The following is a 23,866-nucleotide window of genomic DNA, read 5'->3' on the forward strand; positions in this document are numbered from 1 at the left end:
CCGTTGCTAGCGCGGATGCTGCCGGCGCCGCTGACCATGGAGGTCAGGCGGGGCGCGGTGGCGCAGCTCGGCGCGCTGCTCGCCGACAGCCGGGTGGCGACCTCCGGCCGTGTCGCGGTGGCGGTCGGGCCGGGCCAGGGCGACCACATCGAGGGCCTGATCGCGCCCACGCTCGACGAGGCCGAGGTGTTCCGGGTCGCCGACGGGTCGGTCGAGGCCGCCGTCTCGCTCGGCGCCGACCTGCGTAAGGGCGCCTACGAGGTGGTCGTGGGCGTCGGCGGGGGGCGCACGATCGACGCGACGAAGTACGCCGCCTCCCTGGCGGGCATCCCGATGGTCGCCGTGGCCACCAACCTGTCCCACGACGGCATCTGCTCCCCGACGGCCTCGCTGACGTACGAGGGCGGCAAGGGCTCCTTCGGCGTGCCGATGCCGCTGGCGATCCTGGTGGACCTCGACTTCGTGCACAACGCGCCGGAGTCGCTGGTCCGCTCGGGCGTGGGCGACGTGGTGAGCAACCTGTCGGCCATCGACGACTGGATCCTCAGCAACGTCGAGCGCGGCGAGCCGATCGACGGCCTGGCCTGCTCGATGGCGCGTACCTCCGCCGAGGCGCTGATCGGCCGCCCCGACTCGATCGAGTCGGACGCGTTCCTGACGGTCCTCGCCGAATCCCTGATCCTGTCGGGGATGTCGATGGTGATCGCCGGGTCCTCACGGCCTTCGAGCGGCGGCGACCATGAGATCCTTCATGCCGTGGACCAACTCTTCCCGGGCACCTCCAACCACGGCGAGCTCGCCGGCATCGGTGCCGCCTTCTGCTTCTTCCTCAGGGAGGACGACGCCCGGCTCGCGCAGGTGACGGGCTGCCTGCGCCGGCACAGGCTGCCCGTGTCGCCGGCCGAGATCGGGCTGAGCGCGGAGCAGTTCGCCGAGGCCGTCGCGCTGGCCCCCGCCACGCGTCCCGGCCGCTACACGATCCTGGAGCACCTTCGCATGGGGGAGTCCGAGATCCGCGATCGGGTGGAGGACTATGTCCGGGCCTTCGGTAGCTGAGCTGCGGCGGGTGGCCCAGCCCGCGGGCCATCTGGAGCGCAGGAACGGCGAGCACTGGGCAGGTGTGCTCTACATGCGCCGGATGTCCATCTACGTCACCTGGCTGATGACCAAGACGCCCGTCACGCCCAACCAGCTCACCTGGGTGATGACACTGGCGGGGGTCGCGGCCGGGGTCGTGCTGGCGCTGCCGGGGTTCTGGGCCGTCGTGGTCGCCGCCCTGCTCGTGCAGGTCTACCTGCTGCTCGACTGCTCCGACGGCGAGCTGGCCCGCTGGACCGGCAAGACCTCGCTGACCGGCGTCTACCTGGACCGCGTCGGCGCCTACTTCACCGAGGCCGCGGTGCTCGTCGGCCTCGGCTGGCGGGTCTCGGCCGTCCTGCCCGACTGGTACACCGTGCTGGGGGTCGCCGCCGCGCTCGGCGCGATCCTCATCAAGGCCGAGACCGACCTCGTGGACGTGGCGCGGGCCAAGGGCGGCCTGCCGGCCGCCACCGAGGCGTCCGTCGCGCAGTTCCGCTCCGGGCTGCTGGGACTGGGCAGGCGGGTGCTGGGGGCCACGAAGTTCCACCGGATCGTGCAGCCGATCGAGCTTTCGCTGCTCGTCGTGGTGACCACGGTGATCGACATGGTGATCGGCGGTTTCACGGCCACCCGGGTGCTGCTCGTCGCCTGCTTCGTGGCGGCCTGCCTCCAGGTCGTGCTCCACCTGGTCAGCATCATGGCGTCGAGGCGGCTTGCTTGATCAGTAGCCCGGAACCGGTTGCCCGTCTCGGCCGTCGTATTGATCGGACCTCCGTCGTTCGGCGGGGGTTCACGACCGGTTCCGATACGCTTAGCTCCACCAACATCAGGACCATGCGACCAGCAGACTCGGTGATCATGAAAGAATGCTCCGCTCGTGCTCTCAACGCGTCAGGACGATGATTCGTTGAAGATCTCGTGCGTCATCCTCACCATGGGCAACCGGGTCGCGGAGCTGAACCGGGCGGTCGAGTCCGCGCTCAACCAGATCGACGGCGACGTCGAAGTGGTGATCGTCGGCAACGGCGCCGACGTGCCCGAGGTGTCGGCGACGCCACCCGAGGGCTCGGCCGCGATCGTCAAGACGATCCGGCTCGACCGCAACACCGGCATCCCGGCCGGCCGCAACCGCGGCGTCGAGGAGTGCTCCGGCGACGTCGTGCTGTTCCTCGACGACGACGGCTGGTACGCCAACCAGAAGGTCGTCTCCCACGTGCGCGACCGGTTCGCCACCGAGCCCGACCTCGCCGTCATCTCGTTCCGGGTGATGGACCCGGAGGGCGGCACCGGCCAGCGCCGCCACGTGCCCCGGCTGCGCGCGGGCGATCCCGAGCGGTCCTCGCCGGTCACCACGTTCCTCGGCGGCGCCTCGGCCATCAGGCGCTCGGCCTTCCTCCAGGTGGGCGGGCTGCCCGAGCGGTTCTTCTACGCCCACGAGGAGACCGACCTGGCCTGGCGGCTGCTCGGCGAAGGCTACCGGATCGAGTACGACGCCGAGACGGTCATGTACCATCCGCAGGTCCCGCCGACCCGGCACTCCGACTTCCACCGGCTCAACGCCCGCAACCGGGTCTGGCTGGCCCGCCGCAACCTGCCGTGGCCGCTGGCGGCCCTCTACCTGCTCGACTGGATCGTGCTGACCGTGATCCGCGAGCGGGGCTCCTCCGAGGCGCTGAAGGCGTGGTTCGCCGGCTTCCTCGAAGGGCTGCGCACGTCCGCCGGCGAGCGCCGTCCGATGGCGTGGCGGACGGCCTGGCGCATGGTGAAGCTCGGCCGCCCCCCGATCGTCTGACCTGCCCTCCGGACGGGCCTGAGGAACCAGCCCTCAGCCCCGTCCGGAGGCGCGGTCCGCCTAGGGGTTGAGCGCCTCGCCGAAGGTCATCTCCACGCGCTCCACCGTGGTCGAGGTCAGGGCCCGCTTGGGCAGGCCCAGCTCGCTCAGCTCCTTGGCGATGGGGTGGTTGCCGAGCCGGATCAGCGCCCCGCCCGGCCGCACCCTGACCCCGCGCGGGCGCACCGACCAGGGCACGCGCCGCGTCAGCCCGTCGTGGTGGGTGTAGGCGTCGAGCGGCGTCATGGGCCCGGAACCGGGCACGGGCAGGCCCGGCCGGAGCAGCATGTCGAGCACCAGCCGGCCGTCCTTGCGCACGATGCAACGCTTGTACGGCGACGACAGCCGCAGCTCGATGTCCGCCAGCTCCTTGGGGAACCCCCAGATCGACCGCCCCGCCTCCAGCGTGAACCGCTGGTCCACCGGCAGCCAGTGGATGAACACGCCCGCCTGCCTCAGGTCGGCCAGCCCGGCCGACCCCGCCACGCCCGGCGGCCTGACCATGAAGGCCATGCCGAACTCGTGGTACTGATCGAGGTCGCCGTCGCGGTAGTCGACGAACGTCAACACGCAGACGGCCTTGCCCGGGAGCACTTCCGCCACGTCCAGCCCGGAGTAGGCGATCACCGCGCGGGCCGCGTCGGCCCGCACGGGGAACATCGCGCTGCAGACGGTCGCGTCTCTGACCTCGACAGGCATGCTGACCGTACGCCCTTGGATCACATGCGATGCCATGCGTCCAGTACATCAACCGGAAAGCGATGTGACCATTCCCGGGGGGGCACCGTCTGTGCTGATGTGACCATCCTGACCACGCGGAGGCCGTCATCATCGAGGAGCTCTACCGCGAGCACTGGGCGCTCGTGTGCGGGTTCCTGCTGCGCCGCACCCGCGATTCCCATCTCGCCGAGGATCTCGCCCAGGAGACGTTCGTCAAGGCGACCCGGGCCCTGCTCGGCTGGCGCGGCGAGAACCCGGCCGCCTGGCTGCTCACGATCGCCCGCAACGTCCTCATCGACCACGTCCGGCGCTCGCGCCGGGAGCTCGCGTTACCCGACGCCGACGAGCTCGGCGCGCCGCCGCTGCACGTGGACGCCCTGGAGGTGCGCGACGCCCTCGACCGGCTGCCGGAGCGGCACCGCAGGCTGCTCACGCTGGTCTACCTCGAAGGCTTCTCGCTGGTGGAGGTGGCCGCGATGACCGGCACGAAGCACGCGACGATCAAGACCGCGGTGTGGCGCGCGAGAGCCGCGTTCGCCGAGACGTACGGAGGAGTGCGATGAGCGAGGACGAGCCGGTGCTGGAGCTGCCGGACTTCGACCCCAGGGCGACCCGCAGGTCGGTCCGCCGGGGGATCGTCAGGACGGCGACGGTGGTGCTGGCCGCGCTGGTGGCGGTCGCGCTCGTCGCGACGCTCGGCTCGGCGGCGGTGCAGAAGCGCGGCGACCGTGAGCGGCGCATGTGGGACGTGCTCGGCACCGCCTTCAAGATCTACAACCCGGCGTACGCCATCGACGTCCAGGACTGCTGCCAGACCACGCCGCTGTCGATGTCGCTCACCGTCTCCGCCCGCCAGAGACGGGCCCAGGGCGGCTTCCAGGGCGATGCGGGCAGCTCTTACACCATCACCCAGGACTTCTTCGGCCGGGTCGGCCGGCTGCCCCTCGGAAACTACGCGAACACCCGCCTCAGCTCCGCGCTGGGCGAGGTCGGCACCGACCTTGCGGGGAAGGAGCAGGTGCGCAAGGTGCTGGCGCGGCTGCCCACGGCCCTCAACGCGATGGCCGTCGTCGAGTTCACCAGTCCTGTCACGCCCGAGGAGCTGGGGAGGCTCGGCCACGGGTGCACGGCGAGGGTCGTCTACGAGCGGCGTCCCGGCTCGGTCCCCATTACGTGGGACATGACCACCTGGGACCGCGCTCCACTGAACATGGAGAAGGAGACTCCCTGCGACGCGCAGCCAAGGGTGGACCTGGAGAACTTCCGCCGCTGGGTCGGCATGCTGCGCGACTACGACGACGCCAACCTCCACCGCTTCGACCTGTCGCTGGCCCGGCTGCGCAAGGCCGCGAAGGAGGGTCTCGTGTACGCCTACATGGACGACCTGGCCTCGGTCGAGGACCTGCGCAAGCTCCTGGAGGACCCGCGGGTGCGCACCATCCGGCTGGCCGACGTGGCCTTCGATCTCGACCGTCCCGTCAGGCCCCTCGCGACAGGGGGATCTTGACCGCGGAGTGACGGACCGGGGCGGTGACCCCCGCCCACGCCTCCATCCGGGCCACGAACGCCGGTGCCTGGTCCGGCCAGTGGTGCCGCAGCCGGGCCTCCGCGTGACCGCGCGCGCCGTGCGCGACCCGCCGCGCCGGGTCCTCCTTGAGGTCCAGCACGGCGTCCACGACCGCGTCCACGTCCAGCGGCACCACGATCCCGCAGCCGACCCCCTCCACCAGCGGCGCCGCCTGCGGTGTGGTGATCACAGGAACCCCGCGGCCCATGTAGTCGAGGATCTTGGTGGGCACCCCCGTGACCGTCTCGGCGGCCAGGGAGAGGCCGGCCAGCGCGCCCTCGGCCATCCGCAGGGCGTGCCGGTTCGGGACGTGGCCGTACCAGTCGAGCAGGCCGACCCGCTGGGCGTCGCGCAGCAGCGGGCGGACGCCCGGCTCGGCGGCGCCGATCAGCTCCATCCGGATGCCGTGCGGCACCAGCCGCTCGGCCACCCTGATGAGCTCCGCCAGGCCGCGCTCGGCCGACAGCCGGCCGAGGTGGACCACCCGGGTGTCGCCGGGAGCGGGCGGGTTCGGGGACACCACGGTCGCCTCCGGCACCACGGAGGAGGAGCAGACGTGGTGCCGCCGCCCGGCCCGCGCCAGCCGCCGGGGGGAGACGGGCTCACGCACGTCCCACACGACCGGCGGGCGGCGGTGCGGCAGCAGGCGCAGCAGCGCGTGGTCGTGGACGAGCAGCAGGTCCGCGCCGCGCAGGCCGCGCCTGAGCGCGGTGGCGGCCCGGCCGAAGTGCCCGCCGTACGGCACGTCGATCGGGGCGAGGCCCATCGGCGGTGTGACGTTGAAATGGGTGAACGGCGCGACGTAGGTCACCTCGTGGCCCGCGTCGAGCAGCGCCCTGATCTGCCGGTGCATGATCCGGGCGTCCTCGGGATGGTGGACGGTGGTGGCTACGCATACCCGCATGCGTCGATGCTCGGTGCTGACCAGGTCAATGACGTTAATGCGGGCCGAACTACCGCTTAACTTCCGGATGGCCGCCGATACAACCAGGTCAGGCGCGGCTCCAGCACCCACTTGAACACCGTGCGGGTCTCCGGCAGGCACAGCACGATGGCCAGCGCGAAGCAGCTCGAACTGATCGCCAGCACGCCGAGCGGGCCGTGCAGCCACGGCAGCTCCAGCCAGCCCATCTCCTTGGCGATGAGCACCGGGATGCCGTGCAGCAGGTAGCAGTACAGGGTGCGGGTGCCCAGGTCGGAGTACCACGTCTCGCGCCGGGGCACGAGCGCGAGCACCGCGAGGCACACGGCGAGCGAGCAGACGAGCAGGCCCATGCGCACGCCGAGGCCCATCCACCAGGACAGGTCCATGTCCGCGTAGCTGTGCTTGAAGTAGAACGGCTTGAGCGTCGCCTTCGGCGCGATGTAGATGGCGACCGCGGCGGCGGCGGCCAGCACGCCCACAGAGACGATCTTGATCCAGCGCCGGTCGAGCAGCTCGAAGTGCTCGGGCTGCATGACCAGGCCGATGACGAAGAACGGCATGAGGCCGAAGAAGCGGTCCATGCTGAAGTCGCCGGAGATCTGCGAGAACCCGGAGAACAGGTAGATGGCGATGGCCACCGGCACCGGGTACTTCATCCGCTTCCACACCGGAGTGGACAGCCGCCAGAACAGCAGCGCCAGGAGGTACCAGTTGAGCCAGGCCGGGTCGATGATGGTCAGCGACCACTTCTGGCCCAGCGCGGACCGCAGCACCGCGTAGCCGACCTCCACGATGACGTACGGCACGACGAACGTGTCGACGAGCTTGTTGGTCTTCGCGTTGGAGTTCCAGAAGTTGCGGGACAGGTAGCCGCTGATGACCACGAACAGCGGCATGTGGAAGACGTAGATGAAGATGTACGCGGCGCGTGAGGAGTCGGCGTCGAGCGTCGGCACCAGGGAGTGGCCGATGGGCACCAGGGCGATCAGGAGGAACTTGACGTTGTCGAGGTAAGGGTCGCGCTTACGGCGGGGCGGCTCGGGCTGCTGCTCCGGCGCGCTCTGCGCCCGGGGAGCCTCGGCCACCGCCGTCACCGGCGCCGCCAGGTCGCCCGGAGCCGCCTTCGGGGCGCTGGGCGGAGCGCTCGGGGTCCGGGGAGCCGTCTTCGGGTCGTCCGTGGCGGGCGGCGCCGCTCCGAGGGCCAGCGGGTCGGGGCGGACACCGTGGGGATCGGTCTGCTCGCTCCAGAACGTCTCCTCCGGCAGCGGCCAGCTGGCTCCCGTGCTCGCGGGGCCGGCGGCCTCGCCGGGACCCCCGGGAGCCGGGGGAGTGGTGACCGGGGCGGACGGCTTGGTCTCAGACACTACGGAGTCGCTCAGCTTCGCTCGGGGCCGGGGGAACGCGACGGCCGCCACGCCTTACAGACGCCCTGACGGTGGAGGACGAGCGGTGTCGCCGACCCGCACCACGATATCCCGGCCAGGACGGTCCTGTCTCTCGACACGCATCCGAAGGCCCGCTTACACAGGGAACTCGGAGGTCACGTGCAGACGTTCTTCTGGTCCGCGGCGACGATGGTGCTGTTCTTGACGCTGTCAGGAAGATTCTCGACCTTGACCGCCTGGAAGTCCTCGCCGACGATCAGCTGGATCACCGGCGTGCCCGCGGCCTTGGCACCGCCCGAGGGCAGCGCGACCGGCGAGGTGTAGACGTCCGTGGTCGTGGGCCTGATCTTGCCGGCCGTGGGGGCGGGCTTGGGCACGACCATCCCGGCCAGCACCCCGGCGTAGTCGGCGCCGTCGGCGGCCTTCTTGGCGTAGCGGACCTCGGTCTTGGCCATCGTCTTGCCGTCGGGGGCCTGGTAGTTGCCGAGGCCGACGACCTTGAAGCCCTGCTTGCTGAGCTGGTCGGCGACCGTGCGCGCCCGGCCCGACGTGGTGGTGCCGTTGAGCACCTGGACCTGGACCTGCTCGGGCTTGAGCGCGACCTTGGGCGCGGTGCCGGTGCTGGTCGACGGCTCCGGCTTGGCCACCTCGATGTCGCTCTTGATGGCGTTGAACAGCTCGGTGGAGTCGGGCTCCTTCCAGACGACCCGGTTCTTGTCCGCGGGGTCCGGGACCCACGGGATCGTGATGAACTTGACGCCGTTCGCGGTGAGCTTCTCGGCGCTCCGGGCGATCTCCAGGAGCTTGGCGGTGTCGCCGGCCAGCGCGGGGTCCATGGTCACGGACTGGGCCGCGGCCTTGATGAAGCCGGTCAGCTTGACGGGGTTGGTGAGCAGCTCGCCGCTGGTCGCCTTCGCCACGACCTTGCTGAGGAAGATCTGCTGGCGCTTGATGCGCTGGATGTCGCTGCCGTCGCCGTAGTGGCGCAGCCGCACATAACCGAGGGCCTGCTCGCCGTTCAGCAGGCTCTTGCCCGGCGGCAGCTTGAGCTTGGAGTTCTTGTCGTCGACGCCGGACCTGAGGCAGATCTGGATGCCGCCGAGGGCGTCGACGATGTTCTTGAACCCGCTGAAGTCGACCTCGACGAAATGGTCGATGCGGATGCCCGTGAGGGTCTCCAGCGTGGACATCGTGCAGGAGATGCCGCCGGAGCTGTAGGCGGCGTTGATCTGGCCGCGGTAGCCCGGCATCGGCTGCTTGGTGGTCTCGTTCTGGCAGGTGGGGATCTGCACCATCGAGTCCCGCGGGAAGCTGATGAGCTGGGCCTTGTCGCGGTTGGGCGACAGGTGCAGCAGGATGATCGTGTCGGTGCGCTTGCCGCCCGCGTCGGCGCTGCGGGCCAGTTTCTGGCCGTACTTCGCGTTGCCCTCGCCCGCGCGGGTGTCGGAGCCGACCAGGAGCACGTTGAGCGCGCCGGTGCTCGGCGGCCGCGGGGTGAGGATCTTGACGGGCTTCTGGTGGATGTCGCCGAAGGCGTCGCGGTAGACCGTGTAGCCGGTCAGCGCGCCCGCGACCATCACCGTCGTGGCGCCGATGCTGATCCAGGCCAGGACGCGCATCTTGTTGACGCCGCCGCCCTTGCCCGGGGCGGCCCTGCGGCCGCCGCGCGGAGGCTCGTCACCGTCACCCGGCGCAGGGGGAGGCGGGGATCCCGCCGCCGCTCGGCGGGACATCCGGTGGCCGAGCTCTGTCGGGGCGACCCTGCGGTCCTGCACGGACACGCTCCTGTAGTCACTCATACGCCCCCTCGCCTGGTCTGCGCGCCTCACGCTTCGGCATGGTCGTTCTGCGCCACGAGACTAGGTCACGTACGGCGTACCCGTAGCCATGACCGGCGGAATTCGCCGTGACCCGGGCGTGATGTTACCGGCCAAAAGCATACTCAGAGCTAGACAATCCGTGGAATATCATCTTCAAACTCTTGGGGTTTGGCCAGCTCATCGCGGGTAGAGACAGCGGCCGCCAGACAGGCCAGCGGCACGGCGGGCAGCACGTACCGGTAGTCGAACTCGGCCACCGCGGGCGGCACGACGAGCAGCACCACGGCCACCGACCAGGGCAGCACCCAGAGCGGCAACCGCCTCGGCGCCGGATCTCCGGCCGCGCCCCTCCGGAGTCTCGCCGCCCGCACGGCGACGAGGGCGGGCGGCGCCAGCAGGATCACCAGCAGCACGGCGCCGGGCAGTCGGACCGCCCCCTGGTAGGCGCGCATCCATCCGGCGTACGGCTCGACCACCTCCGTGCCGATCGGCCCCTGCTCGTACCTCTTGCCCATGTCCACGCCGAGCTGCGCAGCCCGGCGCCCCGGCGGAGGAGGCGAGGCCGACGGCAGCTCGTAGTAGCCGTAGACCTCCTGGTCGGGGTAGACCGGCCGGCCCCACACAAACGTGCGGCCCAGCTCCGACAGCACCGAGCCGGCGTAGTCGAGCGGCTGCGAGCGGATCGCCAGCGTCGCGAAGCGCGCGGCCAGGTCGTCGTTCGCCTTGGTGAACGTGATGCCGGGCAGCTCGACCAGCGGGGAGTCGGCGGCCCAGAGGTACTCCTGCGAGGGCGGCCGGCGCTCCGGCGGGCGCGGGTCGCACAGCACCCGCAGGTCGGCGGGCGGGTCCATCCTCGCGCAGTCGGCGAACGACATCGTCCGCGCGTACAGGAACGCGCCGTTGGCGCCGACCAGGCCCGTGCGCTGGTACGTGCCGTAGAACCAGGCGCCGTACGCGGCGAGCGGGATCAGCGCGGCGGCGAGCACCACCGCGGCCCGCCGCAACCGCCCGGCCAGCACGAACCACACCGCGAGGACCAGGATGAGCGGCTGGCCCACGGTCCTGGTCAGCGTCGCCGCGGCCAGCAGCAGCCCGATCGCCACGGCCCGCCGCCTTCCGCCCATGGCCAGCGCCACCGCCGCGACCAGCAGGAACATGAACAGCGTGTCGGAGACCAGCAGGTGCTCCAGCTCGACCTGGTAGGCGTCGAGCAGCACCGGCGCCGCCGCCAGGGCGGCCCCCCACCGGGGCGCCGCCCGGCGCGCGACCGCGTACACGAGCGCGCCCGTCGCCAGCCCGAGCAGGTGCTGCGCCGCCGCCACCGCCGCGAAGGAGTGGAACGGCTCCAGCAGCTTGAGGAACGCGGAGTAGCCGGCGGGGCGCACCAGGTCGGGGCGGGGACGGAAGACGGTGACGATGTAGGTGTAGGAGTCGGGGAACCACAGGACCGGCCGGTAGCCCAGCATGGTCAGCACCCGCAGCGCCGCGCCGGCGGCCAGCACCCCGAGGAACCACCCGTGCCTGGGGATACGACGGGCCACCGTGGCCCCGCGCGCCGCTGGGCGGGAGAGCCGGTGGGACGCTGGACGATGACGCACGTCGCGTACGCTACCCGGCCCGGTTGTACCCGCAGGTCGGATACCCTCGCGATCACGATGGGATCCGGCGGGCTCGGCCAGGCGCGAGGGCCGTCGGCGGGCAGGGTGCTCGCCGTGGCCTCGGTGCTGCCCGCCCTGGTCGTGGCGGGCTGGCTGCTGGCCGGTCTCCCGCTGCTGCTCGCCGGCGTGTACCGGCCGCTGCCCGCGCTGGCGCTCGGCCTGCCCGTGATCGCGCTGCTGTGCCTGGCCGCCCTCCGCTCCCCGGCCGGTGACGGCCCAGGGCTCAAGGACGGGCTCGGAGCGGGACGGTGGCAGGTGGCCGGGGTCGCCGGGACGGCCCTCGCGTCCGGCGTGTTCAACGCCGTCCTGCACTCCGAGCAGCTCGTGGTCCGGCGCGACCCGGCCACCTACGCCCAGTACGCCGTCTGGCTGGCCGGCCGCGGCTCGCTCCCGATCCCTCCGCAGCTGGCGGCGTTCGGCGGGCCGGACCCGGCCCTGGTGTTCGAGAGCATGGGCTTCTACGAGGTGAACGGCGCGGTCGTGCCGCAGTTCATGCCCGGCCCGCCGCTGCTGTTCGCCGCCGGTCAGTGGGCGGGCGGGCTGCTGGTGACCCCTGCCGTGCTGGGGGCGCTCGCGGTGCTCACGGTGGCCGGGGTGGCGGCGCGGCTGGTGGGGGCGCGGTGGGCGGCCTCTGCCGCGCTGGCGTTCGCGGTGTGCCAGCCGGTGCTCTACGCCTCGCGCACCACGCTGAGCGAGATCCCGTCGCTGATCCTGCTGCTCGGCGGCCTGGCCCTGCTGCACGACACGCTGTCTCGGGCCGTGGCCGCGCCGGGCGCGCCGGGCCGCAGGTGGGCGGAGGCGGCGGTGGCCGGGCTGGTGTTCGGGCTGGCCGTGCTGGTGCGGGTGGACGGGCTGCGTGACGTGCTGCCGGTGCTGGCGTTCGCCGGGCTGCTGGTGGCGATGCGCCGCTCCGGCCGGCCGGAGGGCGTGGCGGGGCCGCCGCTCCTGGCCGGTGTCGCCGTGGGCGCCGGGCTCGGGCTGTACGCGGCGTACGAGCTGGCCCGGCCTTACCTGGCGTACCTGTCGCGGTCCGTCCAGCCGTTGCTGCTGATCTGCGCGGCCGTGCTGGCGCTGACCGTGCTGGGCACGGCGGTGGCGCCGTGGGTGGCGCGCCTGCCGCGCCCCCAGCGGCTGGCGCGGTGGCTGCCGATGGCGGGCGCCGCGCTGACCGTCCTCGTCATGGCGGGGCTGGCGGCGCGGCCGTTGTTCCAGACGGTGCGGCGCGTGCCCGTGACGCCGGAGGACCGGCTCACCGCGCGGTTCATCGAGGAGACGCAGCGCAGCAACGGCCTGCCGCTCGACGGCGAGCACCTCTACTTCGAGCAGTCGCTGCACTGGGTCGTCTGGTACCTGGGCGTGCCCGCCGTGCTGCTGGCGACGCTGGCCGCCGCCGTCCTGGTGCGCCGGCTGCTGCGCGACGGCCGGCCGTTCCCCTGGCTGCTGCCGCTGGCGGTGATCGGCTGGACCACGGTCACCACGCTGCTGCGCCCGGAGATCACCCCCGACCACCCGTGGGCGTCGCGCCGGCTCGTGCCCGTCGTGATCCCCGGCCTGATCCTGCTCGCGTTCTGGGGCGTCCGGTGGGTGCGCGACAGGCCCCGGTGGCGCCGGTACGGCGCGCGCGGCCCCCGGTGGGTGACCGCGGCGGGCGTGGCCCTGCTGCTGGTGCCGCCGGTCGTGACGTCCATCGGCACGGCGTTCAGCCCGGTCGAGCGGGGCGAGCGGGCGGCCGTGGCCGCCATGTGCGCGCGGTTCCCGGCGAACGCGTCGGTGCTGGTCGTCGAGCGCGTCACCGGCGACCGGCTCATGCAGGTGGTGCGGGGCTCCTGCGGCCTGCCGGTCGCGGAGGTCCGCCGTACGGACGGGAAGGACACCGCGCCCGCGGACGAGGTGCGGCGGCTCACGGCGAGGATCAGGGCGGCCGGGCGCGTGCCGGTCGTGCTGGCCGCCGACCCGGCCCAGGTCGCGCCGTACGGCACGCCGACGCAGGTCATGGGCCTGGAGACACGCCAGGACGAGCGCTCGCTGACCGGCCCGCCCGACGCCACATGGACGCTGCGGATCACGGCCTGGATGGCCGCCGGCTGACCGCGAGGGGCTCCCGGAAGGCGCGTGGAGCAGCGGCGGGGCGCGCGGATGTGGACCCGGGCCGCCTCGGGGCAGAGTACCCTCGACGCACGTGAGCACGCCTGAGATCGCCCAGAGTGGAACCACCGTGGATGAAGCGCCCTACGTCACGATCGTCCTGCCCTGCTACAACGAGCAGGACCACGTCATCGACGAGGTCGAGCGCATCACGCGGGCGATGGACACGAGCGGCTACACCTACGAGCTGGTGGCGGTCGACGACTGCTCCACCGACGACACGCTGGCCCGGCTGGAGGAGGCGGCGCCCCGCTTCCCGCACCTGAGGATCCGCGCCTTCCACCGCAACGGCGGCTCGGGCACCGTGCGCCGCATCGGCACCCAGGAGGCCCGGGGCGAGATCGTCGTCTGGACCGACGCGGACATGACCTACCCCAACGAGCGCATCCCCGAGCTGGTGCAGCTCCTGGAGAAGGACGCCACGATCGACCAGGTGGTCGGCGCCCGCACCACCGAGGAGGGCTCCCACAAGGTCCTGCGCGTGCCGGCCAAGTGGGTGATCCGCAAGGTGGCCGAGATGCTCGCCGGCCAGAAGATCCCCGACCTCAACTCGGGGCTGCGGGCCTTCCGCAAGTCGGTGGCCAGGCCCTACCTGCGGCTCCTGCCCCCCGGGTTCTCCTGCGTAACCACGATCACGCTGTCGTTCCTGATGAACCAGCACGACGTCCACTACCTGCCGATCGAGTACGCCAAGCGGGCCGGCAAGTCGAAGTTCAGCTTCGTCTCCGACGCCTACCGCTACATCCTCCAGGTGCTGCGGATGATCATGTACTTCAACCCGCTCAAGGTGCTCATGCCGCCGGCGCTCTGGCTGGTGGCCATCGGGCTGGTGAAGGGCATCTGGGACATGGTCCGGCACCCGTTCTACTTCCCGGAGAACACCGTCATGATCTTCCTGTCGGGCCTGCTGATCGGCTCGGTCGCGCTGCTGGCCGACCTGATCGTGCGGTCGCGGGGCGAGTAGCGTGCGCGTCGCGATCGTCGGCCCCACCTACCCGTACAAGGGGGGCGGCGCCCAGCACACCACCGAGCTGGCGCACCGGCTGGCCGCGCTGGGCCACGACGTGGTCATCGAGTCATGGCGGGCCCAGTACCCGTCGTTCCTCTACCCCGGCCGCCAGACGATCGACGCCCCCGAGGGCACGCCGTACCCCCGGACCGAGCGCCGGCTCGACTGGCGCCGCCCCGACGGGTGGGTCGCCGCCGGCCGGCGGCTCCGCTCCGCCGACCTGGTCGTCCTCGCCGTGCTGAGCCCCGTGCAGGTGCCCGCCTACCTCGGCATCCTGTACGGCCTGCGCCGCCGGGCCCGCGCCGTCGCGCTGTGCCACAACGTGCTGCCCCACGAGTCGAAGCCGTACGACCGGCCGCTGATGCGGGCGCTGCTGCGGCGGGTGGACGGCGTGCTGGCCCACTCCGGGCAGCAGGCGGACCTGGCCAGGACGCTGGCCGCCACACCGGTGCGTGTGGCCGGGCTGCCGCCGCACCTGCCCTCCACCCGGGCCGAGCCGTCCTCGGGGGTTCACCGGCGGCTGCTGTTCTTCGGCCTGGTGCGGCCGTACAAGGGGCTCGACCTGCTGCTGCGCGCGCTGCCCGAGGACGTGTCGCTGACCGTGGCCGGAGAGTTCTGGGGCGGGCTGGACGAGACCCGGGCGCTGATCGACGAGCTGGGCGTCGGCGACCGGGTGGAGCTGCGGCCCGGCTACGTGGCGGCCGAGGACGTGCCGGGGCTGTTCGCCCGCGCCGACGCGCTGGTCCTGCCGTACCGGAGCGCGACCGCGAGCCAGAACGTGTGGCTCGGCCACGAGCACGGCGTGCCGGTCATCGCGACCCGGGTGGGGGCGCTGGCCGACCACGTCACCGACGGGGTGGACGGGCTGCTGGTGGAGCCGGGCGACGTAGGGGCGCTGCGCGCCGCGATCGAGCGCTTCTACGCCTCGGGCGAGCCGGAGAGGTTGCGGTCGGGCGTCAAGGCGGTCGACCCCGAGCCGTTCTGGTCGGCGTACGCCTCGGAGCTGCTGGCGCTCTGACGGCCCAGCAGGAACGCGATCCCCGCGGCGGCCACGTCCGACAGCGTGAACACCAGCCGTGACACGACCGCCGCGGCCAGGGCCGGCCCGGTGCCGACGATGGGCGTGAAGACCAGCACCATCGCGCCCTCGCGCACCCCCACCCCGGCGGGCACGAAGAACGCGAGCAGCCCCGTGGCCCAGGCGAACGCGTAGGCCCCGGTGGCGATCACGTACAGGTCCCAGCGGCCGACGAGCAGCCAGGTGTGGATGCCGTACACGAACCAGCCGAGCGCCGTCCAGCCCACGGCGGCCACGACCGCGCGGCCGGGCAGCACGCTCTCCAGCGGCTCCTTGCGGGCCAGGCGCAGCGCCAGGTTGAGACCCCAGGTGAGCACCTTCGGGTGCAGGCACACGATGATCACCGGCACCAGCAGCAGGAGGTACCACGCCTGGCGCAGGACCTGCTGGGTGGCGAGCGTGGCGGCGGCGATCGACAGCGCCACCCCGAGGTTGATCACCAGCGACAGCGAGATGCAGGCGAACGTCCGGCGCGGCGGGCTGCCGTGGTCGCGGCCCAGCTCCATCGTCGCGGCGTACGCCCAGACCGAGCCCGGGATGTACTTGCCGAGCTGCCCCACGAACATGATGCGGCCGGCGACCCGCAGCGGCAGCGGCGAGCCGAGCCCGGCCAGCACCCGGCGCCAGGCGAGCAGGCTGCAGAACTGACCGGCCAGCACCGCGGCGAACGCGCCGGGCAGCGCCCAGGGCGACAGCCGCGCCACGGCCGACGTGGTCTCGTCCCAGTTGCGCGCCAGGCCGTAGCCGAGGAAACCGAGCGCGACCAGCGCGAGCACGACGCGCAGCAGGCGGCGGAGCATCCGCCAAGGGTACGCGTGATCAGCGGGACCGGGTAGGGGGCACGCTCGGCCGGGCGATCGGCGGCCCGGTCGCGGGTACTGTTGGGCCCCGTGGGAAAGCAAGTCGTGGGAAAGCAACGGGTCGCGCAGCTGGAGTACTCCGAGTTCCAGTCGGCCATGCTCGACGAGGCCAAGCGCAGGCGCAAGGCCGCGAAGATCATCGCGGTGCTGGAGCACTTCCAGGGCTCGCTCGACGGCCTGGTCGTGGGTGACGTGGGCTGCTCGGCCGGGTTCATCGCCGACGAGCTGGCGGGCGCGGGCGCGGGGCACACGCTCGGGGTGGACATCGACGTGCCGGGGCTGCGCAGGGCGGCGGACCGGTTCGGCGGGCGGGTGGCGTTCGTCTGCGGTGACGGCACGGCTCTGCCGTTCCCCGACGGCTCTATCGACGTGCTGGTGTTCAACCACATCTACGAGCACGTGGTCGACCCCGACGCGGTGGTGGCCGAGATGCACCGGGTGCTGTCCGACAAGGGCGTCCTCTACCTCGGCCTGGGCAACCGGCTCGGCATCATGGAGCCCCACTACAAGCTGCCGTTCCTGTCCTACCTGCCGCCCGCGCTGGCCGACCGCTACGTGCGCGCCTTCGGCCGGGCCGACCACTACTACGAGCGCTACCGCACCCGCCGGGGGCTGCGCCGGATGCTGCGGGCCTTCCACGTGTGGGACTACACGCTCCCGGTGCTGGCCACCCCCACCCGCTTCGCCGGCTCGGAGCTGTTCCCCGGCGCGGTGGGGCGGGCGGCGCAGGCGGTGCTCGCGCGCACGCCGCGGGCGGTGCTGCGGCTGACGCTGCCGCTCGTGCCCACGTACCTGTGGGTGGCCACCAAGACGCCGCGCCGCCCGGCGGGCGCCGCGCTCCCGCAACCCCCGCAGCCGCTGTGAGCACCGAGGCCGGCGTCGGGCGGCGGCCGGTCGCCCGGCGGGTCGTCCGCCTCGGGTTCCTGCTGATCGCCCTCGGCTTCGGCGGCTGGGCCGTGGCCTCGCGGTGGGACGACGTCGTGGCCGGGCTGGCCACGCTGAGCTGGCCGATGCTCGCCGCCTCGCTGGCCGGCGTGGTCGCCGCGCTGCTCGGGGGCATGCTGACCTGGCGCACCCTGCTGGCCGACCTCGGCTCGCCGCTGCCGTTCCGCCCGGCCGCCAAGGTGTTCTTCGTCGGCCAGCTCGGCAAGTACATCCCCGGCACGGTCTGGCCGGTGCTCGCCCAGATGGAGATGGGCCGCGACCTCGGCGTGCCCCGGGCGCGCAGCGCCGCCGCGTTCTTCCTGACGATGCCGATCCAGCTCGCCACCGGCCTGCTCGTCACCCTGGTGACGCTCGGCTGGGACCGCTTCGGCTGGCTGCTCCTGCTGGTCCCGGTGCTGCTGGTGCTGCTGGAGCCGAAGGTGATCAACGCTGTGATCGGCTTCGGGCTGCGCAGGCTCAGGAAGGAGCCGCTGGAGCGGCCGCTCACCCGCCGCGGCATGCTCACCGCGCTCGGCTGGGCCCTGGCCGGCTGGACGTGTTACGGCCTGCACCTGTACTTCCTCGTCCCGCAGGGCGGCCTGCTGTTCGCCGTCGGGGCGTTCGCGCTGTCGTGGTGCCTCGGCATCCTGACCTTCGTCGTACCGGCGGGGGCGGGGGTGCGCGAGGTGGCCATGGTGGCCGTGCTGTCCCCGGTGCTGGACCAGGGATCGGCCATCGCGATGGCGCTCTGCTCCAGGATGATCATCGTGATCGGGGACCTGATCTGCGCGGGTTTGGCGGGAATAGCTGCACGGCGCGGCGGCGTGTGATTTGAGCCTCGATTTGGGGGAGGCTGGTCATAAGCTGAACCCAGAGGGGGACGCCAGGGCTCCCACGTTGATCTTGAGGGGAGAAGATCTTCGTAATGCCTCGAGTGCTCGTCGACGCGGCGGCCGTCCCCACGGACCGCGGCGCCCTCATCCGTTACGTGGACGGACTGGTGGCCGGGCTCGACGCCGCGGGGGCGGACCTCGTGGTGGTCTGCCAGCGGCCCGACGCGGACCGGTACCGCCGCCTCGCGCCCTCGGCCGACATCCGGCCGGGTCCGGTCTCGCTCACCAACCGCGCCGCCCGGCTCACCTGGGAGCAGACCGGCCTGCCGCTGCTCGCCCGCCAGGCGGGAGCCGAGGTCATCCACGCGCCCTACTACACGATCCCGCTGGGCGCGGGACTGCCCACGGTCGCGACCGTCCACGACGTCACCTGGTTCACCGAGCCGGAGCACGACAGCCCCAGCAAGGCGGCGTTCTTCCGCTCGGCCACCCGCACGGCCGTACGCCACGCCACCCGCCTCATCGTGCCGTCCAAGGCCACCCGTGACGAGCTGGTCCGCGTGCTGGCCGCCGATCCCACCCGCATCGACGTCGCCTACCACGGCGTCGACCAGGGCCTGTTCCACCCGCCGAGCGAGGAGGAGCGCAGGCGCGCGGCCGAGCGGTTCGGCCTGCACGGCCGGCCCTACGTCGCCTTCCTCGGCGCGCTCGACCCCCGCAAGAACGTCCCCAACCTCATCCGCGGCTTCGCCGCCGCCGTCAAGAACCTCGACGAGCCGCCCGCGCTGGTGCTCGGCGGCGGCGTCCACGAGGACGACGTCGACACAGCCTGCCGGGAGGTCGAGGCCACGGTGAAGGTGGTGCGCCCCGGGTTCCTGCGCATGCCGGACCTGGCGGGCTTCCTCGGGGGCGCGCTCGTGGTGGCGTTCCCGTCGCGCGGCGAGGGGTTCGGGCTGCCGGTGCTGGAGGCCATGGCGTGCGGCGCGCCCGTGCTCACCACGCACGCGGCGTCGCTGCCGGAGGTCGGCGGCGACGCCGTCGCCTACACCGAGCCGGACGCCGACAGCATCGCCCTGGCCCTCGGCCGGCTCCTCGACTCGCCCGAGCGACGCCGGGCGCTCCAGGAGGCGGGCCTCGCGCGGGCCCGCGAGTTCACGTGGAAGGCGTCGGCGGAGGCGCATCTCGCCTCCTATCAACGCGCGGTCGAATAGTTCGGTAACCTCGCGGAGTGATGGAGAGCTCTTTGCCAGACCTCGAGGCGATCCTCCTGGTCGGCGGCCAGGGCACGCGCCTGCGTCCGCTGACACTCGGCACGCCGAAGCCGTTGCTGCCGACCGCCGGCGTGCCTTTCCTGGCGCACCAGCTCGCCCGCGCCCGCTCGTTCGGAGTACGCCGGATCGTCTTCGCGACCTCCTACAAGGCGTCGATGTTCGAGCCCGCCTTCGGCGACGGCTCGGCCTTCGGGCTCTCCCTGGAGTACATGACGGAGGAGACGCCGCTCGGCACGGGCGGCGCCATCCGCAACGCCGCCGAGGCCCTCACCTGCGGTCCCTCCGACCCCGTGCTGGTGCTCAACGGCGACATCCTGTCCGGCCACGACATCGGCGACCAGGTGCGCACCCACACCTCCAGGGGCGCCTCTGTAACGCTCCATCTGACGGAGGTGGACGACCCGACCCGGTTCGGCTGCGTCCCCACCGACGACGAGGGACGGGTCACCGCGTTCCTGGAGAAGACCCCCAACCCCGTCACCAACCGGATCAACGCCGGCTGCTACGTCTTCACCCGCTCGGTCATCGACCGGATCCCGCGCGACGAGGTCGTCTCCGTCGAGCGCGAGACGTTCCCCGGGCTCATCGAGTCGGGCGAGCTGGTCCTCGGCTACGCCGACCGCACCTACTGGCTCGACGTAGGCACCCCGGCCGCGTTCGTGCAGGGCTCTCGTGATCTGGTGCTCGGCCGCCTGGCCTCGCCCGCGCTGCCGGGACCGCCCGGCGAGTACCTCGCCCTCGACGGCGCTCAGGTGTCGCCGGAGGCCAAGGTCAACGGCGGCTCCGCGATCGGCGCCGGCACGGTCGTCGAGGCCGGCGCGGTGGTGTCGGGCAGCGTGCTCAGCGACGGCTGCGTGGTGCACTCCGGCGCGACGGTGGTCGACTCCGCCATCGGGCAGGGCGCGCGGGTGTGCGCGGGCGCCGTGGTGCGCGACGCGGTGATCGGCGACGGGGCCGTGGTGGGCGCGGGCAACGAGCTCCAGCACGGCGTGCGCGTCTGGCCGGGCGTCGAGCTCCCCGAGCGCGCCGTCCGCTACTCCACCGACGTCTGACCCCGCCGCAGCTCCACCTGACGTCTGACCGGTCGCCCACCGGCGCCCCCGGGCGCGGGGGCGTGTCGCGGCGCGGCACACTGGATGCGTGATGGAGCGCAGGTGGGAGCCCGGTGGGCCGCTGGACGTGGGGCTGGCGCTGGCCCCGCACCGGCGCGGCTCCGGAGACCCCGCCTGGCGGCGCACCCCCGACGGGGCCGTGTGGCGCACCTCCAGGACCCCCGACGGCCCCGGCACCCTGCGGATGAGTGCCGCCGACGGCGCCGTGCTCGGCCGGGCCTGGGGCCCCGGGGCCGGATGGCTGCTGGAGATGCTCCCGGCCTGGCTGGGGGCCGATGACGACGTGTCCGGGTTCGCGGCCCGGCACGAGGTGCTGGCCGAGGCCGCCCGCCGGCACGCCGGGCTGCGCATCGGGCGCACCGGCCGCGTCATGGAGGCCCTGGTGCCGGCCGTCCTGGAGCAGAAGGTCGTCGGCCGCGAGGCGTGGCGGGCCTGGCGATGGCTGCTGCACCGCTACGGCGAGCCCGCGCCCGGCCCCGCCCCCGAGGGCATGCGGGTCGTGCCCGAGGCCGAGGTGTGGCGGCAGATCCCGTCGTGGCACTGGCACCGCGCGGGCGCCGAGGCCGTACGCGCCCGGACCATCGCCACGGCCGCCTGGCACGCCGCCAAGCTGGAGGCCGCCGCCACCACCGAGGAGCTGGACCGGCTGCTGCGGGCGCTGCCCGGGATCGGCGTGTGGACGTCGGCGGAGGTGCGCCAGCGCGCCCTCGGCGACCCCGACGCGGTCAGCGTGGGGGACTTCCACCTGGCCACGCTCGTCGGCTACGCGCTGACGGGCGAGAAGACCGACGACCCCGGGATGCTGCGCCTGCTGGAGCCGTACGCCGGCCACCGGCACCGGGCCGCGGTCCTCGTCATGCTCACGGGCCTGCGCCCGCCCGCGCGCGGCCCCAGGATGCCCGCCCGCGACTACCGGTCCTTCTGACCTGCGCGGGCGCCCCCTGGGTGCGGGGCGCGAACTCAGGCCGACGTAGTGTGCCTCGTATGAGTCTCGTCAGTGACAGCGCGCTCCGCCGCGCGCTCGCCCGCGCCCGTGACGGCAAGGCCCTCGACGTCACCGAGGCCGCCGTGCTGCTGCACGCGCGCGGCGACCACCTGGACACGCTGCTGGAGCACGCCTCCCGGGTACGGGACGCCGGACTCGCGGCGGTGGGCAGGCAGGGCGTGATCACCTACAGCCGCAAGGTATTCATCCCGTTGACCAGGCTCTGTCGTGACAAATGTGGTTATTGCACGTTCGCGACCGCGCCGCACAAGGTGCCGTCGGCCTTCCTCAGCCCTGACGAGGTGCTGGAGATCGCCCGGCAGGGCGCGGCGATGGGGTGCAAGGAGGCGCTGTTCACCCTGGGCGACCGGCCCGAGGATCGCTGGCGGCAGGCACGGGAGTGGCTGGACGCGCACGGCTACGACGACACGCTGTCGTACGTGCGGGCCATGGCCGTCCGCGTCCTGGAGGAGACCGGGCTGCTCCCGCACCTCAACCCCGGCGTGCTCGGCTGGCGCGACCTCCAGCGGCTCAAGCCGGTGGCCCCGTCCATGGGCATGATGCTGGAGACCACCTCGCGCCGCCTGTTCGAGGAGAAGGGGCAGGCCCACCACGGCTCACCCGACAAGGACCCGGCCGTGCGGCTGCGCGTGCTGGAGGACGCCGGCCGCTCGAACGTGCCGTTCACCACGGGCATCCTCATCGGCATAGGCGAGACGGTCGAGGACCGGGCCGAGTCGATCTTCGCGATCCGGCGGGTGGCGCGCGAGTACGGCGGCGTCCAGGAGGTCATCGTGCAGAACTTCCGCGCCAAGCCGGACACGGCGATGCGCGGCATGCCGGACGCCGACCTGGAGGAGCTGGCCGCCACGATCGCGGTCACGCGGCTGGTGCTCGGGCCGCGCATGCGCGTCCAGGCGCCGCCGAACCTGGTCGACGCCGAGTACGAGCTGATGATCCGCGCCGGCATCGACGACTGGGGCGGCGTGTCGCCGCTGACCCCCGACCACGTCAACCCGGAGCGGCCGTGGCCGCAGATCGACGCGCTCGCCGACCGCACGGCCGAGGCGGGCTTCCGGCTGCGCGAGCGGCTGACCATCTATCCCGAGTACGTGCTGGCGGGGGAGCCGTGGCTGGACCCGCGGCTGTTCGCCCACGTCCAGGCGCTGGCGGACCCGGAGACCGGCCTGGCCCACGAGGACGTGACGCCGCGCGGGCTGCCCTGGCAGGAGCCGGACGGCGGCTTCACCGCCTCGGGCCGGGTGGACCTGCACGTCGAGGTGGACACCACGGGCCGCACCCACGACCGGCGCGACGACTTCGACCACGTCTACGGGGACTGGGACGCCCTGCGCGACCGCCTGGACCCGGACGCCGCGACCGGACCCGCGGCGACGGCCGGGGCCGGAACCGGGACGGGTTCCGGCGGTGGCGCCACGCCCGCCGGCCTCCGGCAGGCGCTGCGGCAGGCCGAGCGCGACCCGGCCGGGCTCAGCGAGGACGAGGCCGTGGCGCTGCTGTCGGCCGACGGGCCGGCCCTGGACGAGCTGGCCGCCATCGCCGACGACCTGCGCCGCCGCAGCGCCGGCGACGACGTCACGTACGTCGTCAACAGGAACATCAACTTCACCAACGTCTGCTACACCGGCTGCCGCTTCTGCGCGTTCGCCCAGCGCCGCACCGACGCCGACGCGTACACCCTGAGCCTGGCCCAGGTCGCCGACCGGGCGGAGGAGGCGTGGCTGGCGGGCGCCACCGAGGTGTGCATGCAGGGCGGCATCCACCCCGACATGCCCGGCACGGCGTACTTCGACATCGCCAGGGCGGTCAAGGAGCGGACGCCGGACATGCACGTCCACGCGTTCTCCCCGATGGAGGTGGTCAACGGCGCCAGCCGGGCCGACCTGTCGATCGAGGAGTGGCTGCACGCCGCCAAGGAGGCCGGGGTGGACTCGCTGCCCGGGACCGCCGCGGAGATCCTCGACGACGACGTCCGCTGGGTGCTCACCAAGGGCAAGCTGCCCACCGCCGAGTGGATCGAAGTGATCACCACGGCCCACCGGGTGGGCCTCCCGACGACCTCCACGATGATGTACGGCCACGTGGACACCCACCGGCACTGGGTCCGGCACATCAGGCTGATCAGGCGGCTGCAGGAGGAGACCGGCGGCTTCTCGGAGTTCGTGCTGCTGCCGTTCGTGCACACCAGCGCGCCCATCTACCTGGCCGGGATCGCCCGGCCGGGCCCCACCGCGCAGGAGAACCGCGCCGTCCACGCGCTGGCCAGGATTCTGCTGCACGGCGCCATCTCCAACATCCAGTGCTCGTGGGTCAAGCTCGGCGACGACCTGTGCCGCCAGGTGCTCGACGGCGGCGTGAACGATCTGGGCGGCACCCTCATGGAGGAGACGATCAGCCGCATGGCCGGGTCGGAGAACGGCTCGTACAAGACCATCAGCGAGTTGCGCGCGATGGCGGGTGAGACCGGGCGGCCGGTCAGGCAGCGCACCACCGAGTACGGCCGGCCGGGCGAGGAGCGCCTGACCGCCTCGGCGGCGAGCGACGGCGTCTGCCAGAGCGTGCGAAGGGTCTTGCCGATGGCGGAGATATAACATGTTCTAGATTGCACTTGCGTCTCGCCCCGGAGGCGCTGGGAGAATCGT

19 protein-coding genes and 1 pseudogene are annotated in these 23,866 nt (G+C 72.7%); 14 read left to right on the forward strand and 6 right to left on the reverse strand.

Going from position 1 to position 23,866, the window contains the following annotated elements; translation table 11 throughout:
- Positions 1 to 15: 15 nt before the first annotated feature.
- From AB0H64_RS24590 to AB0H64_RS24600, 3 genes are all read left to right on the forward strand, one after another.
- Positions 16 to 1,056 (forward strand): iron-containing alcohol dehydrogenase family protein, encoded by a 1,041-nt coding sequence (locus AB0H64_RS24590; protein ID WP_357628621.1) that lies wholly within the window; start codon positions 16 to 18, stop codon positions 1,054 to 1,056.
- Complete coding sequence (locus AB0H64_RS24595) at positions 1,034 to 1,801, forward strand: CDP-alcohol phosphatidyltransferase family protein (RefSeq protein WP_310708206.1); 768 nt, start codon at positions 1,034 to 1,036, stop codon at positions 1,799 to 1,801. The genes AB0H64_RS24590 and AB0H64_RS24595 overlap by 23 nt, the downstream gene beginning before the upstream one ends.
- Positions 1,802 to 1,987: 186 nt before the next feature.
- Positions 1,988 to 2,872 carry a glycosyltransferase gene (locus AB0H64_RS24600; protein WP_310708205.1) on the forward strand — a complete coding sequence of 295 codons (885 nt, stop codon included), beginning with the start codon at positions 1,988 to 1,990 and terminating at the stop codon, positions 2,870 to 2,872.
- A gap of 60 nt (positions 2,873 to 2,932) precedes the next feature.
- On the opposite strand, the gene AB0H64_RS24605 is transcribed toward AB0H64_RS24600, so the two are convergent.
- The gene (locus AB0H64_RS24605) at positions 2,933 to 3,646 is read right to left on the reverse strand and encodes an acetoacetate decarboxylase family protein (protein ID WP_357628538.1); all 714 of its coding nucleotides are present in this window, start codon (positions 3,644 to 3,646) and stop codon (positions 2,933 to 2,935) included.
- Between the two features lie 89 nt (positions 3,647 to 3,735).
- Between AB0H64_RS24605 and AB0H64_RS24610 the strand changes: the two are divergent.
- Positions 3,736 to 4,194, forward strand: a pseudogene (locus tag AB0H64_RS24610) (RNA polymerase sigma factor); the annotation flags it as partial.
- Entirely contained in the window at positions 4,191 to 5,138 is a 948-nt protein-coding gene (locus tag AB0H64_RS24615) for a hypothetical protein (RefSeq protein ID WP_357628540.1), read from the forward strand. The pseudogene AB0H64_RS24610 and the gene AB0H64_RS24615, both read left to right, overlap by 4 nt.
- Here AB0H64_RS24615 and AB0H64_RS24620 read toward each other — a convergent pair.
- The 4 genes from AB0H64_RS24620 to AB0H64_RS24635 form a co-directional block, all read right to left on the reverse strand.
- The gene (locus tag AB0H64_RS24620) at positions 5,110 to 6,102 is read right to left on the reverse strand and encodes a glycosyltransferase (RefSeq protein WP_357628542.1); all 993 of its coding nucleotides are present in this window, start codon (positions 6,100 to 6,102) and stop codon (positions 5,110 to 5,112) included. The genes AB0H64_RS24615 and AB0H64_RS24620 overlap by 29 nt on opposite strands.
- Positions 6,103 to 6,158: 56 nt before the next feature.
- A complete protein-coding gene (locus AB0H64_RS24625) occupies positions 6,159 to 7,487 on the reverse strand; it encodes an acyltransferase family protein (RefSeq protein WP_357628545.1) in 1,329 nt (442 codons plus the stop codon).
- Between the two features lie 176 nt (positions 7,488 to 7,663).
- A complete protein-coding gene (locus AB0H64_RS24630; RefSeq protein WP_357628547.1) occupies positions 7,664 to 9,307 on the reverse strand; it encodes an LCP family protein in 1,644 nt (547 codons plus the stop codon).
- A gap of 149 nt (positions 9,308 to 9,456) precedes the next feature.
- Positions 9,457 to 10,926 carry a hypothetical protein gene (locus tag AB0H64_RS24635; protein ID WP_357628550.1) on the reverse strand — a complete coding sequence of 490 codons (1,470 nt, stop codon included), beginning with the start codon at positions 10,924 to 10,926 and terminating at the stop codon, positions 9,457 to 9,459.
- Between the two features lie 57 nt (positions 10,927 to 10,983).
- On the opposite strand from AB0H64_RS24635, the gene AB0H64_RS24640 reads away from it, so the two are divergent.
- The 3 genes from AB0H64_RS24640 to AB0H64_RS24650 all read left to right on the forward strand — a co-directional run bounded on the left by AB0H64_RS24640 (position 10,984) and on the right by AB0H64_RS24650 (position 15,158).
- On the forward strand, positions 10,984 to 13,074 hold the full coding sequence (locus AB0H64_RS24640; RefSeq protein ID WP_357628553.1) for a hypothetical protein: 2,091 nt from the start codon (positions 10,984 to 10,986) through the stop codon (positions 13,072 to 13,074).
- Between the two features lie 127 nt (positions 13,075 to 13,201).
- Positions 13,202 to 14,095, forward strand: coding sequence for a glycosyltransferase family 2 protein (locus AB0H64_RS24645; RefSeq protein ID WP_357628555.1), 894 nt, complete (start codon positions 13,202 to 13,204; stop codon positions 14,093 to 14,095).
- Position 14,096: 1 nt separating this feature from the next.
- Positions 14,097 to 15,158 (forward strand): glycosyltransferase family 4 protein, encoded by a 1,062-nt coding sequence (locus AB0H64_RS24650; protein ID WP_357628558.1) that lies wholly within the window; start codon positions 14,097 to 14,099, stop codon positions 15,156 to 15,158.
- Here the strand turns inward: AB0H64_RS24650 and AB0H64_RS24655 are convergent.
- Positions 15,059 to 16,018 carry a lysylphosphatidylglycerol synthase transmembrane domain-containing protein gene (locus tag AB0H64_RS24655; RefSeq protein WP_357628561.1) on the reverse strand — a complete coding sequence of 320 codons (960 nt, stop codon included), beginning with the start codon at positions 16,016 to 16,018 and terminating at the stop codon, positions 15,059 to 15,061. The genes AB0H64_RS24650 and AB0H64_RS24655 overlap by 100 nt on opposite strands.
- A 90-nt stretch (positions 16,019 to 16,108) precedes the next feature.
- Between AB0H64_RS24655 and AB0H64_RS24660 the strand changes: the two genes are divergently transcribed.
- From AB0H64_RS24660 to AB0H64_RS24685, 6 genes are all read left to right on the forward strand, one after another.
- A complete protein-coding gene (locus AB0H64_RS24660; RefSeq protein WP_357628563.1) occupies positions 16,109 to 16,942 on the forward strand; it encodes a class I SAM-dependent methyltransferase in 834 nt (277 codons plus the stop codon).
- On the forward strand, positions 16,939 to 17,832 hold the full coding sequence (locus AB0H64_RS24665; RefSeq protein ID WP_357628566.1) for a lysylphosphatidylglycerol synthase domain-containing protein: 894 nt from the start codon (positions 16,939 to 16,941) through the stop codon (positions 17,830 to 17,832). The genes AB0H64_RS24660 and AB0H64_RS24665 overlap by 4 nt, the downstream gene beginning before the upstream one ends.
- Before the next feature lie 95 nt (positions 17,833 to 17,927).
- A complete protein-coding gene (locus tag AB0H64_RS24670) occupies positions 17,928 to 19,046 on the forward strand; it encodes a glycosyltransferase family 1 protein (RefSeq protein WP_357628569.1) in 1,119 nt (372 codons plus the stop codon).
- Positions 19,047 to 19,066: 20 nt separating this feature from the next.
- Positions 19,067 to 20,158 (forward strand): NDP-sugar synthase, encoded by a 1,092-nt coding sequence (locus tag AB0H64_RS24675; RefSeq protein ID WP_357628624.1) that lies wholly within the window; start codon positions 19,067 to 19,069, stop codon positions 20,156 to 20,158.
- Positions 20,159 to 20,249: 91 nt separating this feature from the next.
- Positions 20,250 to 21,143 carry a DNA-3-methyladenine glycosylase 2 family protein gene (locus AB0H64_RS24680; RefSeq protein WP_357628627.1) on the forward strand — a complete coding sequence of 298 codons (894 nt, stop codon included), beginning with the start codon at positions 20,250 to 20,252 and terminating at the stop codon, positions 21,141 to 21,143.
- 59 nt (positions 21,144 to 21,202) lie between these two features.
- A complete protein-coding gene (locus AB0H64_RS24685; protein WP_357628572.1) occupies positions 21,203 to 23,815 on the forward strand; it encodes a bifunctional FO biosynthesis protein CofGH in 2,613 nt (870 codons plus the stop codon).
- The last annotated feature ends 51 nt before the right edge of the window (positions 23,816 to 23,866 follow it).

Source organism: Nonomuraea sp. NPDC050733, from assembly GCF_040654215.1.
Lineage (GTDB): Bacteria > Actinomycetota > Actinomycetes > Streptosporangiales > Streptosporangiaceae > Nonomuraea.

Excerpts from the sequence above, each read along its gene's own strand:
- AB0H64_RS24590 (WP_357628621.1), top strand. The coding sequence starts at position 16 with ATGCTGCCGGCGCCGCTGACCATGGAGGTCAGGCGGGGCGCGGTGGCG.
- AB0H64_RS24595 (WP_310708206.1), top strand. The coding sequence starts at position 1,034 with ATGTCCGGGCCTTCGGTAGCTGAGCTGCGGCGGGTGGCCCAGCCCGCG.
- AB0H64_RS24605 (WP_357628538.1), bottom strand. The coding sequence starts at position 3,646 with ATGGCATCGCATGTGATCCAAGGGCGTACGGTCAGCATGCCTGTCGAG.
- AB0H64_RS24615 (WP_357628540.1), top strand. The coding sequence starts at position 4,191 with ATGAGCGAGGACGAGCCGGTGCTGGAGCTGCCGGACTTCGACCCCAGG.
- AB0H64_RS24620 (WP_357628542.1), bottom strand. The coding sequence starts at position 6,102 with ATGCGGGTATGCGTAGCCACCACCGTCCACCATCCCGAGGACGCCCGG.
- AB0H64_RS24630 (WP_357628547.1), bottom strand. The coding sequence starts at position 9,307 with ATGAGTGACTACAGGAGCGTGTCCGTGCAGGACCGCAGGGTCGCCCCG.
- AB0H64_RS24640 (WP_357628553.1), top strand. The coding sequence starts at position 10,984 with ATGGGATCCGGCGGGCTCGGCCAGGCGCGAGGGCCGTCGGCGGGCAGG.
- AB0H64_RS24655 (WP_357628561.1), bottom strand. The coding sequence starts at position 16,018 with ATGCTCCGCCGCCTGCTGCGCGTCGTGCTCGCGCTGGTCGCGCTCGGT.
- AB0H64_RS24670 (WP_357628569.1), top strand. The coding sequence starts at position 17,928 with ATGCCTCGAGTGCTCGTCGACGCGGCGGCCGTCCCCACGGACCGCGGC.
- AB0H64_RS24675 (WP_357628624.1), top strand. The coding sequence starts at position 19,067 with ATGGAGAGCTCTTTGCCAGACCTCGAGGCGATCCTCCTGGTCGGCGGC.
- AB0H64_RS24680 (WP_357628627.1), top strand. The coding sequence starts at position 20,250 with ATGGAGCGCAGGTGGGAGCCCGGTGGGCCGCTGGACGTGGGGCTGGCG.
- AB0H64_RS24685 (WP_357628572.1), top strand. The coding sequence starts at position 21,203 with ATGAGTCTCGTCAGTGACAGCGCGCTCCGCCGCGCGCTCGCCCGCGCC.